Here is an 11,888-nt window from a genome sequence, read left to right on the forward strand (position 1 = left end):
CTCGACCACGGCCTGCTCGCCATCGTGGCCGGCACGCCCAGGCTGGAGGCGGCCCGCACCTTCCTCCGCTTTGCAACCCGCACCGAGTCGGTGGCTGCTGTCGGTCGCCATATCGCCTACAGTCCGGCCCGACGCTCGGCCACGGCCCTGATCAGCACCCATCTTGAGACCGGGGTGGACATGCAGCCGCATATGCCGACCAGCCCCGAAAACGTCGTCCGCGCCCTGCACCACGACTGGCGGTGGTGGCGGGACCACGGCGACGAGATGAACGAGCGCTTCAGCGCCTGGCTGGCTCGCTGAAAAAGAGTCCACGTGTCCGCTATTCTTGTTGGCCCCCAGCTGCGTGCCGCCGGGCTGGTCCTGCCCCTGGTGGCCTTCATCGGCCTCACCTTTGTGGCACCGCTGGCGACCATGCTGTCACGCAGCGTCTACGACCCGGTGGTGGCCGACGGCCTGCCCCGCACCCTCGGCCTGCTGCGCGACTGGCAGGGCAGCCAGCCGCCGCCGGAGCCGGTGTTCGAGGCCCTGGCCCAGGAGCTGCGCCGCGCCCACCAGGAGCGCAGCCTGGGCCAGATCGCCACCCGCATCAATCGGGTGCGGGCCGGCCTGCGGAGCGTCATTGTCCGCACCGCCCGCCGCCTGCGCGAAACGGACGGCGGGCCGTGGCGTGATACCCTGGTCGGTGTGCACGCCGCCTGGGACGATGTGCACACCTGGCACGCGATTCGCCAGGCCGGCCAGCGCTTCACCTTGCGTCACTACCTGCACGCCCTCGACCTGGAACGCCACAGCGACGGCAGCATCGGCCGGCGGCCGGCCGAGTACCGCGTCTACGTGCCCCTGCTGTGGCGCACCCTGGTGGTCAGCCTGAGCCTGACCGGGCTGTGCCTGCTGCTCGGCTATCCGGTCGCCTACCTGATTGCCCACGCCCCGCCGCGCCGGGCGAATCTGCTGCTGCTGGTCCTGGTGCCGTTCTGGACCTCACTGCTGGTGCGCACCACGGCCTGGATCGTGCTGCTCCAGACCCAGGGGGTGATCAACTCCACGCTGGTGGCGCTGGGCCTGATCGCCGATAACGATCGTTTTGCCATGATCTACAACATGACCGGCACCATGGTGGCCATGACCCACGTCCTGCTGCCCTTCATGGTGCTGCCGCTGTACGCGGTCATGCGCACCATCCCGCAACTGCACATGAGCGCCGCCGCCTCGCTGGGCGCCAGTCCGGTCCAGGCGTTCCGACGCGTCTACTGGCCCCAGACCCTGCCCGGCGTTGGCGCCGGCTCGCTGCTCGTTTTCATTCTGGCCACCGGCTACTACATTACGCCCGCACTGGTCGGCGGCCGCAGCGGCCAGCTCATCGCCAATATGATCGCCTACCACATGCAGAGTTCGCTGAACTGGGGGCTGGCCGCAGCCCTCGGCGGCCTGCTGCTGGCCTTTGTGGGCGTCTTCTGCCTGTTCTACCAGCGCCTGGTCGGGCTGGAGCGGATGAGGCTGGGCTGAGATGACACCGGGAAGAGCGTGGAGGCGCGCCGGCCGCAGCGCCTACCTGATATGGTGTAGTGGGGTGTTCGTGTTTCTGATCGTCCCGCTGGTGGTGATAGTGCCGCTCAGCTTCAACGCCGAGCCGTATTTTAACTTTAGCGAGGGCATGCTGCGCCTGGACCCCGACGCCTATTCGCTACGCTGGTACCGGACCGTCGTGGGCGACCAGACCTGGAGCCAGGCCCTGCTCAACAGCCTGTTCATCGGCCTGTCGGCCACCGCACTGGCAACCGTGCTGGGCACGCTGGCGGCACTGGGACTGAGCAGTCCGGCCCTACCGGGTCGGACCGTGATCAGCGGCCTGTTGATCTCACCAATGGTCACCCCGGTCATCATCTCGGCGGCGGGCATGTTCTTCTTCTACTCCAGCCTGGGCCTCAGCTATACCTATCTGGGCCTCATCCTGGCTCACGCCACCCTGGGCACGCCGTTTGTCGTCATCACCGTGACCGCCACCCTGTCCGGTTTCGACACCACCTTGTATCGCGCCGCAGCCAGTCTGGGCGCCGGACCGTTGCGGACGTTTTGGCGCGTTGTGCTGCCGCTGATCGCTCCGGGTGTGATTTCGGGCGCCGTGTTTGCCTTTGCCACCTCGTTCGACGAGGTGGTGACGGTGTTGTTCATGGGCGGCCTGGAACAGCGCACGGTGCCGCGTCAGATGTGGACCGGTATCCGCGAGCAGATCAGTCCGGCGATTCTGGCTGTGGCCAGCCTGCTGATCGTCTTCTCGCTGCTATTCCTGCTGACCGTCGAGTGGTGCGTCGCCGCACGGGCGAGCGCCGCCTCAATCCCGATACACCACGCCGCGCACCGCCTCAACGACCTTCCTGACGCTCGGAATCACCAGCTCCTCGAGATTCTTGGCGTAGGGCATGGGCACGTCTTCGCCGGTCACCCGGGCGACCGGCGCGTCCAGGGAGTCAAACCCGTCCTGCATGATCCGGTACGAAATCTCGGCCCCAAAGCCGGCCATCGGCCAGCCCTCTTCGACGATCACACAGCGGTTGGTTTTGTGGACCGAGCGCAGCAGGGTTGCGTCGTCCAGGGGACGTATGGTGCGCGGGTCAATCACCTCGGCGTCTATGCCCTGGCTGGCCAGCTCGTCCGCGGCTTCGAGGGCGACATAGACCATCTTGGACCAGGCCACCAGGGTCACGTCGCTGCCCGTGCGTTTGACCTCGGCCCGGCCGACCGGGACCAGGTATTCGTTGTCCTCGACCTGGCCCTTGCGGCCGTACAAGACCTCACCCTCGATGAAAATCGTGGGGTTGTCGTCGCGGATGGCCGACTTGAGCAGGCCCTTGGCGTCGGCCGGGGTCGAGGGAGCGATGACCTTCAGGCCGGGCACATAGGCGTACAGGCTCTCGACCGCCTGGGAGTGCTGGGCGGCCAGCTGGTGGGCGGCCCCGCCCGGGCCGCGAAAAACAATCGGCAGGGACAGCTGGCCGCCGGACATGTAGCGCAGCTTGGCCGCGTTGTTGACGATCTGATCGTAGGCGCACAGCGAGAAGTTCCAGGTCATGAACTCGATAATCGGCCGCAGACCAACCATCGCCGCCCCGACCCCGACCCCGGCAAAACCGGCCTCGGCAATTGGCGAGTCCACCACCCGGCGCTCGCCAAACCGGTCGAGCAGGCCCTCCGACACCTTATACGCCCCGTTGTAATGGCCGACCTCTTCGCCCATCAGAAACACGCGCTCGTCGCGTTCCATCTCCTCGGCCATGGCCTCGCGCACGGCTTCCCGATAGCTGATCTCACGCACGGTATGTCTCCTTCAGCGGCTAACCGGCCTGGCGCGCTCGGTGGGGCAGAGAGATAATCTTCTCGTCCGGCTGGGCCTGGGCGTAGACGTAGTCGTACAGCTCGGACGGATCGGGAACGGGCGACTCGTCGGCAAACGCGACCGCCTCGGCGACCTCGGCCTTGGCCTCGTCGTCAATCGCCTTGAGCTGTTCCTCGGTGGCCATGCCCAGGCCGAAGATACGCTGCTCGAGCAGGAAGATGGGGTCGCGTTTCTTCCACTCATCGACCTCTTGCTTGGTGCGGTATTTGGCCGGGTCGGACATGGAATGGCCCCGAAAGCGGTAGGTCTTGGCCTCGACCAGGATGGGCAGGCTCTCGGTCCGAGCCCGCTGGACAGCCCGGCGGACGGTGTCGCGGATCTCCAGCACATCGTCGCCGTTGGCGATCTCCTGCTGCATGGGATAACCCTTGGCCCGCACCGCCACGTCTTCGACGGCCAGGGTGCGGTACAGCGGCGTGCCCATCGAGTACAGATTGTTCTCGCAGATGAACACGACGGGCAGTTTCCACAGCGCGGCCAGGGCCATGCCCTCGTGAAAGGCGCCCATATTGGCCGTACCCTCGCCAAAGAAACACAGCGTCACGTCGTGCTCGCCGCGATACTTGGACGCAAAGGCAATACCGGCCGCGATGGGTACGTGGCCGCCGACAATGGCGTGGCCGCCCATGAAGCGCTTGGCCACATCAAAATAGTGCATCGAGCCGCCCCGGCCCTTGGCACACCCGGTGGCTTTGCCGAACAGCTCGGCCATGGCCGCCTTCATGTCGCCGACCCGGGCCAGATAGTGGCCGTGCTCGCGGTAGGTGGCCACAATGTAATCGGTCGGCTCGACGGCCGACATGGCACCGACGGCGACCGCCTCCTGTCCCACGTACAGGTGCAGAAAGCCGCCCATCTTGCCCCGCGAGTATGAGCGCGCGGCCTCCTCTTCAAAACGGCGAATGCGAACCATATCCCGATACAGCGACAGCATCAGCGCTTTATCCATAGATCCATCCTCGTGTCCTGGCTTTTCACTCCGTCCCGCCATCAGCCCCCACCCCGCTTTCCACCTTCCGTATTCTATTGGCCGCATCGACGGGCAAAAGCAAGGGGGAGAAAACAGAAAAGCAGTCCCGCCCTAACCGGCTCTGGCGGCCCGGTCGAGCATCTCACGGGCGTGGCGTTTGGCCTCGGCCGAGACCTCCAGTCCGCCCAGCATGCGGGCCAGCTCGTCGAGGCGTTCGCCTCGGGTGAGACTTTTTGCCGTGGACACGCTACGGCCTTGAGTAACGGTTTTGACCACGGTGTAGGCGTGCTCGGCAAAGGCCGCGATCTGGGGCAGATGGGTGATGCACAAGACCTGCCGCTGGACTGCCAGGGAGCGCAGACGCCGTCCCACGACCTCAGCCACCCCGCCGCCCACGCCGGCGTCGACCTCGTCAAAAATCAGGGTCGGGGCTTCTCTGGCCTCAACGCTGAGCGCCTTCAGCGCCAGCATCAGACGCGACAGCTCGCCGCCCGAGGCAACCCTGACCAGGGGCAGGGCCGGCTCGCCGGGATTGGCCGACAGGAAGAATTCGAGGCGGTCACAGCCGGCCGGACCCAGACGCGCCTGCCCATGGACGAACGGGTCGGGCGGGTCGGGCGGATCATCGGCGTCCGGCGATACGTCCGGCTGGTCGGCAAAACGGACGCCGAAGCGGGCGCCGCGCATGCCCAGGCCGGCCAGCTCGTCACCCATCCGGGCTTCCAGGCTGTGGGCCGCCCGGCGGCGGGCGGCGGACAACTCGTGGGCCGTCAGCCAGGCTGCGGCCGCAGCGTCGGCCACCGCCCGGTCTTGAGCGGCCAGGCTCTCTTCACTCCTGTCCAGACCGGCCAGCTCGCGGCTGAGCTGCTGATGGCGGGCCAGGACGGCCTCGACACTGGGGCCGTACTTCTTTTTGAGCCGTGACAGCACGGCCAGCCGGGCGTCAATCTCCTCCAGCCGCTCGGGATCGGGGGCCAGCCGCTGGCCGTAGCGGTGCAGCGACAGGGCAGCCTCTTCGAGCTGGGCCAGGCCGCCTTGCAACAGCTCAAGCACCTCGGACAGGCGCTCGTCGAGCCGGGCACAGTCCTGGATCTGGCTCAGGATGCGGCCCAGGCGGTCGGTCAGCGCGTCCTCGCCCGAGGCCAGGGCGTGTTCGCCGCCGGCCACGCCGTGCTGGAGCTTTTCGGCGTGCAGCAGCACGGTCTTCTCCTGGCGCAGGTCTTCCTCTTCGCCGGCCCGCAGCTCGGCCCGGGCAATTTCCTCGAGCTGAAACCGCAACAGCTCGCGCCGGTCCTCGCGCTCCCGGCGACCCTCGACCAAGGCTTGTCGTTGCGCCCAGGCCCGACGCAGCAGGCTGTAGCGCTGCTGCATCTCGGCCACGTTCGGACCCAACCCGCCAAACCCGTCCAGCAGGGTCTGGGCGGCCTCGGCTTCGAGCAGGCTGTGCTGCTCGTGTTGGCCGTGGACCTGGAGCAGCGCGACGCCCAGCCGGCGCAGCAGGCCGACGGTGGTCAGGGCGCCGTTGCAGTACACCCGCCCCCGGCCGGTGTGGGAGATGACGCGACGGATCAGGATTTCGTCCTCAACCGGATAGCCACCGTCCTCCAGCAGGCGGGCGATACTGTGGTCCGGGTAGTCGTGAATATCGAACAACGCCTCGACCACCGCCTCGTGGGCTTTATGGCGCACCAGCTCGGCCGAGGCGCGCCCGCCAACCGCCAGGCCGAGCGCTTGCATCAACAGGCTCTTGCCCGCCCCGGTCTCGCCGGTGATGACGTTCAGGCCGTTCTCAAAGGACAGCTCGAGTTCGTCAATCAGGGCGAAATTCGTAATGTGCAGAGAACGCAGCATCGCCTCACCCGCCTGTGCGCGGTCCGGAAGCCTGCAAGCGGTCGCTCAGGATTCTGGCAATATTCAGGAAAATCTTGGCTCCGGTGCGCGGATAGCGGCGCTGCATGTGGGACAGGAAGCGCTCGTCAACCACCAGCGCCTCGACATCCTCGGCCGCCACCACGTCGGCCGTGCGTTCGTGGTTGCGGATCAGGCCCATCTCGCCAAACACGTCCCCCCGGCCGTGGACGCGGACGTGTTTACGGTCACCGTTGGTGTGGACGTACACGTCGGTCGTGCCGCTGACCAGGACGAACATCTCGTTGCCCGTTTCCCCACGCCGAATAATCGGCTGGCCGCGCGGGAAGGTCTTGAACTCGCCCATCAGGGTGACCAGCTTGGCCTGAAACGGGCGCAGCCCGGCAAACAGCGGAATCGTCTTGTGCGGGTCGCGGCCCAACCTGAGGTGCAGCAGCTCCCAGACGGTAATGATCCTGGTCGTGGCGATCAGGGCCGGCAGCAGGACCAGGTCGCTGGCCAGGGCTGCGGCCATGGTGATGGCCGACAGGATGCCGAACTCCCGAATCGGGACAAAGCGCGAAAAGCCCAGCACCGCAAAGCCCAGCAGCAAGATAAGGGTGGCCAGCACGGCCGGCTTGCCGATGGTGGACAGGGTCGCCAGCAGGGCGCGGCGCTGGTCGGAGGTATTGCGCACCTCGGTGCTCAGGCGGGTCATGAAGTGGATCGTGTTATCGACCGCGATGCCAAGCGCGATGGAGGCCACGATGCTGGTGCCAAGGTTCAGGACCGCGCCCGACAGACCCATCAGGCCAAAGAAGACCAGGATCGGAAACAGGTTGGGGATCATGGCGATCAGCCCCACCCGGACCGACAGGAACATGCCGGCCATGATGACGAAAATCACCGTCGCGGCCAGGGCCAGGCTCTGGACCTGACCGGACACGATATCGCCGGTGGTCTTGGTCAGCAGCACCAGGTTGCCGGTGGCGCGGACACGCAGCTGGGGCGGAAAGGTCTGGGCGGCAAAGGTCTCGACCCGCTCGACCAGGGCCATGATATCGCTCGACTGCGACAGGCTGGTGCGGACCAGGATATTGGTCCGCGAAAAGTCGATGTTGACCACCCGCTCAAAACTACCCGGGCTGAGGGTGACGATCTGCAACACGCCGCGCAGCTGCTCGGGATTGTCCCAGAACGTGGTCTGGGCGCCGGCCGCCGGAGCCTGGATAATCTCCCCCTGGGGCGAGACGATGAGGTCGCCGCCGGCGCCGGACTGGGCGCCGCGGTCGAGCAGCTCACAGTAATCGACAAAGGACACCGTCTTGTCCACGCCGGGCTGGGCGTCGATATACAGCTGCAAATCCTTGATGCGCCGCAGCGTCTCCCAGCGGTTGATGCTGTTCGGTTCGTCGCCGTCAATCGCCACGTAAAACGCCATGCTGCCGACCAGATGCTCGTTGATCGCGTCGGTGGCCAAGCGAATGGGATCGTCGGCCCGAAAAAAAGACTGAAAGTTTGAATCGACCCGAATGGAAGCCGTCAAGTACGCCGCCGCCACGGCAATCAGGACGCTCAGGATCAGAATCAGCCGGCGCCGGCGAATGTCAAAATAGCACAGCCGCCGCAGGGCGGTGCTGACGCGCGCCAGGCTGGGCAGCGACCCACCAGCGCTGGGCAGAGGCAGGAGGACCAGCCCGGCCGGCACCAGCAGCAGCGACAGGGCGCAGGCCAGACTGATGCCGACGGCCGAGAACAGCCCCATGTGCTGGATGCTGACGATCGAGTTGACCGACAGGGACAAAAACCCGAGCACCGTGGTCAGGGTGGTCAGGCAGATCGGCGGACCGGTCAGGCGCAGGGCCTCGAACACCACCTCACGCGGGCTGCGGTCGGGGCTGGCCAGCTCGTAGTACTCGGCCACTACGTGGAGCGAGTAGGCGGTACCGAGTACCAGCAGCAGCGGCGGCAGGGCCATGCTGCCCAGGCTCAGACGGTTGCCGCTCAGCACGATGATGCCCAGCGTCCAGGTCAGGCTGACGACCACGGTCAACACCGGCAACACCACTCCCCGCATGGAGCGAAAGCTGAGATACAGGACGGCCACGATGAACACCAGGGTCAGGGGCACAAAGCGGACCAGATCCTGCTGCATGCCGCGTGTCGAGTAGACCTTGAGGTGGGGCAGACCGGTATAGTAGATGCGCTCGGGACCGCTCTCCTGCTCGATCAGGGCGACGACTTTGTCATCAATCCCCAGCCGCAGGAACTCGTCGTCGTTCATATCGGCAAAAACGACGTTGATAGCTGCGGCCCGACCATCGGACGCGACCAGATTTTTGAGGTAGATCGGCCGGTCGGCCAGGGTGTCTCTGAGGGCCGTCATCTCGGCCGGGGTGCGCGGAATCCGGGGCATCAACAGCGGCGGATCGGTCACGTTGGCAATCGGATCGACCGCATTGGCCAGGCTGATCACGTCATCCACGCCCTCAATGGCCTTGATCTGCTCGCTCAGGCGGACGATTTTTTGCAGGCTCTGGGGGGTGTAGATGGTGTCGGCAATAATGCCCACTACCCCGATCTCGTCGCTGCCGAACAGCTGCCGGATCTCGGCGTAATACTGCGAGTCGGTATTATCGCCGGGCAACAGACTCTCAACCGAACTGTCGAGCTGAATGTGTCGCGCAGACCAGCCAAACACGCCGGTCAGGAACAGAATCAGGCTCAGGATCAGTTTTGGTCTGCCCACGATCAGGCCGTACATGCGTTCCATCTTCCTAGGCCATATACCTCAGACCATGGGCGAAGAGAACCGGGGTGGAAGCTGAGGGGCGACCACAGGGGGTCGCCCCTACACACGCCCCTGGATCGACCGCCGCATTGTATTGTAGGGGCAGGCCCCCGTGCCTGCCCTGCGCCCAACATGGCCCCGTGCCTGCCCGGTTCCAGCGGGTTGGCAAATAATATCAACATGATATAGACACGCCATGTCTAACCCCATCCAGGCGAAGCAGGACGAGCTGATCCAAACCCGGACTCGTCTGGCCAGCCTGATCGAAATCAACCAGTTGCTGATGGGCACGGTCGAAGCCGAGGATTTGCTCAGAGCCATTCTCAGCTCGGCCATTCGCCTCTTTTCGGCTCAAGGCTGTAGCCTGGGTCTGGTTGACGAGGCCGCCGGGCAACTGGCCTTCACCACCATGGAGGGCGAGGCCAGGGTCGAAGAGTTCCGCATTGACCTCGGCCAGGGCATTGCCGGGCTGGTGGCCCGAACCGGCCAGCCGCTGGTCAGCAACGACGTGTCCACCGATCCGCGCTGGTTTGGCGGGGTGGATCAGAAGACCGGCTTTCATACCACCTCAATCCTGTGCGTGCCGCTCAAACGGCGCGGGCGGATCATCGGCGTGATGGAGGCGCTGAACACCACCAAGGCCGCGGGGTTCAGCCAGGCCGATATGGAACTCCTGCTGGCCTTTGGCAGCCTGGCCGCCACCGCGCTGAGCCGGGCCAGGGCATTTACCACGGTCCGTAACGCCAAGGTTGCCTTTCAGGAGGTCATCCAGGATCGCTACCACCTGATTGCCGGCCCGAGCAACAGCATGGAGGAAGTCCTGCGTCTGGCCCGGACTACCGCAGCCACACCGTCAACCGTCCTGCTACTGGGCGAGAGCGGCACCGGCAAAGAGGTGCTGGCCCGGGCCATCCATCAGTGGAGCCCGCGTGCAGACCATCCGTTTATTGCCGTCAACTGCACGGCGCTGTCGCCCGAGCTGCTCGAAAACGAGCTGTTCGGCCATGAGCGGGGGGCGTTTACCGGGGCGACCGGCCAGAAGAAGGGCAGGTTTGAGCTGGCCGACGGGGGAACTATTTTTCTGGACGAGATCGGCGACCTGGCGCCTGACCTCCAGGTCAAGCTGCTGCGCGTGCTCCAGGAGCGCGAGTTTCAGCGGCTGGGAGGGACGCGCGAGATTCGGGTTGATGTCAGGATTCTAGCCGCCACCAACCGCAATCTTCAGCAGGCCATGCAGACCGGCGGTTTTCGGCAGGATTTGTACTACCGGCTCAACGTGGTGTCGATGACCCTGCCCGCCCTGCGTGACCGCCGGGCCGACATTCCCGGCCTAGTCCAACACTTTCTGGAACACAGCTGCCGGGAAATGAAGCGCCCCCAGCTCGGCCTTGACCCGGCCGTCCTGCCGGTCCTGCAAGCCTACCCCTGGCCGGGCAATGTGCGCGAGCTGCAAAACGCGATTGAGCGGGCGGTGGTGCTGGCCGCCGGTCCGGACGTGAGCATCGCCGATCTGCCGGTCGAGATTCGTTCCGCCAGCCGCCAGCCCAATGGCGCACCGCAGCCCGAGGCACCCGACGACAGCCGGCCGCTGTCTGTCGCGGTGGAAGAATTCAAACGTCGGCGCGTGCGGCGCGTCCTGGAGCAGACGGACTGGAATCAAACCGAGGCCGCCCGGCGGCTCGGCCTGCCCCAGTCAAACCTGTCACGCTTGATGAAACGCCTGGGTCTGCGCTCCTAGAGGCCTTCCCGGTCGTTCTCTGGAGCGGGGCTGGGCTCAGCGGTTGACGGCGCGCCGTTCGACATAGCTCAGCGCCGCGCGGGTCAGCAGCCACATCTCGGCAGCCAGCAGGGATCACACGCTTGTATGCACGCCTGACTGTACGCAAAAAGATATGCTTTCATGGTGTCTCTTCCTGATCCGTACTGGCCGAAGCCGATACTTCCTCGCCTTCGTTCGGCGTATCGGCCCTGGGCAAGTCAAGCGTAAAAAATCGGAGAGCGTCGAGTAGTCGAAGCCTCGTGTGTCAGCGTTCGCTCCAGCGCAGCTTGTTGCGCAGCACGTCAAAATAGGTCCGGTTGGGCGACTTGATCAACGACACGGTGATGTCGGAGCGCCGAATGCTGACCCGGTCGCCGCCTCTGAGGGGGTGGCCCTCCTGGCCGTCCAGGGTCAGGATGACATCTTCTTCGGCGGTCTGCAGGATGACGTGGATATCGGTCTGGTCGGACAGAATGATCGGCCGGTTGGTGAGGGTGTGGGGACAGATCGGGGTCAGGACGACCACCCCGACGGCCGGGTCAATAATCGGGCCGCCGGCCGACAGGGAATAGGCGGTCGAACCGGTCGGCGTGGCCACAATCAGGCCGTCGGCCTTGTAGGTACACAGATACTGCTCATCCACCCAGGTTTCGAGGTCGAGGATACGGGCCAGCGCGCCCTTGTTAATCACCACATCGTTGAGGACCTGAAAGACGCCAACTGGCTGATCATCGCGCGTCAGCGTGGTTTGCAGCAGGCTGCGCCGCTCGACCTCAAAATCTCCCTCCAACACCCGTTCCAAGGTGGCCAGGAATTCGTCGGTCGTGGTTTCGGTCAGAAAACCCAGGTCGCCCAGATTGACGCCCAGGATGGGGACCTCGCGCTGGTTGGTCCGCCGGGCAACGCTCAACAGCGTGCCGTCACCGCCGAGCACAATGGCCAGGTCGGCGCGCTGCATGATCTCGACCTTGCGCCAGCCCTGGCTGAGGCCGATCTCATGGCTGGTGTTGTCCTCGGCCCAGATGGTCTTGCCGCGCTGCCGCAGCCAGGCCACGACCTCGCGGCCCAGGGCGGCGACTTCTGGCTGGTTGCGTTTGATGACCAGTCCGATGTTTTGCCCGAT

Annotated in this window: 8 protein-coding genes and 1 pseudogene; 4 read left to right on the forward strand and 5 right to left on the reverse strand. The window is 65.4% G+C overall.

Annotated elements, in window-relative coordinates; translation table 11 throughout:
- From J4F42_17105 to J4F42_17115, 3 genes and pseudogenes are all read left to right on the forward strand, one after another.
- The coding region (locus J4F42_17105; protein ID MCE2487237.1) for a hypothetical protein at positions 1 to 303 on the forward strand (303 nt) is incomplete at its 5' end.
- Between the two features lie 12 nt (positions 304 to 315).
- Positions 316 to 1,509: an ABC transporter permease gene (locus J4F42_17110; GenBank protein MCE2487238.1), complete on the forward strand. Its 1,194-nt coding sequence runs from the start codon at positions 316 to 318 to the stop codon at positions 1,507 to 1,509.
- 1 nt (position 1,510) lies between these two features.
- A pseudogene (locus J4F42_17115) lies at positions 1,511 to 2,296 on the forward strand (ABC transporter permease).
- A 39-nt stretch (positions 2,297 to 2,335) separates the two neighbouring features.
- On the opposite strand, the gene J4F42_17120 reads toward J4F42_17115, so the two are convergent.
- The 4 genes from J4F42_17120 to J4F42_17135 all read right to left on the reverse strand — a co-directional run bounded on the left by J4F42_17120 (position 2,336) and on the right by J4F42_17135 (position 8,988).
- Entirely contained in the window at positions 2,336 to 3,316 is a 981-nt protein-coding gene (locus J4F42_17120; GenBank protein MCE2487239.1) for a pyruvate dehydrogenase complex E1 component subunit beta, read from the reverse strand.
- A gap of 19 nt (positions 3,317 to 3,335) precedes the next feature.
- Positions 3,336 to 4,346: a pyruvate dehydrogenase (acetyl-transferring) E1 component subunit alpha gene (pdhA, locus tag J4F42_17125; GenBank protein MCE2487240.1), complete on the reverse strand. Its 1,011-nt coding sequence runs from the start codon at positions 4,344 to 4,346 to the stop codon at positions 3,336 to 3,338.
- A gap of 132 nt (positions 4,347 to 4,478) precedes the next feature.
- Positions 4,479 to 6,218, reverse strand: coding sequence for a DNA repair protein RecN (gene recN, locus J4F42_17130; GenBank protein MCE2487241.1), 1,740 nt, complete (start codon positions 6,216 to 6,218; stop codon positions 4,479 to 4,481).
- A gap of 4 nt (positions 6,219 to 6,222) precedes the next feature.
- The gene (locus J4F42_17135; GenBank protein ID MCE2487242.1) at positions 6,223 to 8,988 is read right to left on the reverse strand and encodes an MMPL family transporter; all 2,766 of its coding nucleotides are present in this window, start codon (positions 8,986 to 8,988) and stop codon (positions 6,223 to 6,225) included.
- Positions 8,989 to 9,202: 214 nt separating this feature from the next.
- On the opposite strand from J4F42_17135, the gene J4F42_17140 reads away from it, so the two are divergent.
- Positions 9,203 to 10,744, forward strand: a complete 1,542-nt coding sequence (locus J4F42_17140; GenBank protein ID MCE2487243.1) for a sigma 54-interacting transcriptional regulator — start codon at positions 9,203 to 9,205, stop codon at positions 10,742 to 10,744.
- Between the two features lie 286 nt (positions 10,745 to 11,030).
- On the opposite strand, the gene J4F42_17145 is transcribed toward J4F42_17140, so the two are convergent.
- Positions 11,031 to 11,888, reverse strand: an 858-nt coding sequence (locus tag J4F42_17145) for an NAD(+)/NADH kinase (protein ID MCE2487244.1), incomplete at its 5' end; no start/stop codon positions are given.

It is taken from the genome of Desulfurellaceae bacterium (genome assembly GCA_021296095.1).
In the GTDB taxonomy this organism is placed as follows: Bacteria; Desulfobacterota; Binatia; order Bin18; family Bin18; genus JAAXHF01.

Coding starts and splice junctions, on each gene's coding strand:
- J4F42_17135 (MCE2487242.1), bottom strand. CDS start 8,988: ATGGAACGCATGTACGGCCTGATCGTGGGCAGACCAAAACTGATCCTG.
- pdhA (MCE2487240.1), bottom strand. CDS start 4,346: ATGGATAAAGCGCTGATGCTGTCGCTGTATCGGGATATGGTTCGCATT.
- recN (MCE2487241.1), bottom strand. CDS start 6,218: ATGCTGCGTTCTCTGCACATTACGAATTTCGCCCTGATTGACGAACTC.
- J4F42_17140 (MCE2487243.1), top strand. CDS start 9,203: ATGTCTAACCCCATCCAGGCGAAGCAGGACGAGCTGATCCAAACCCGG.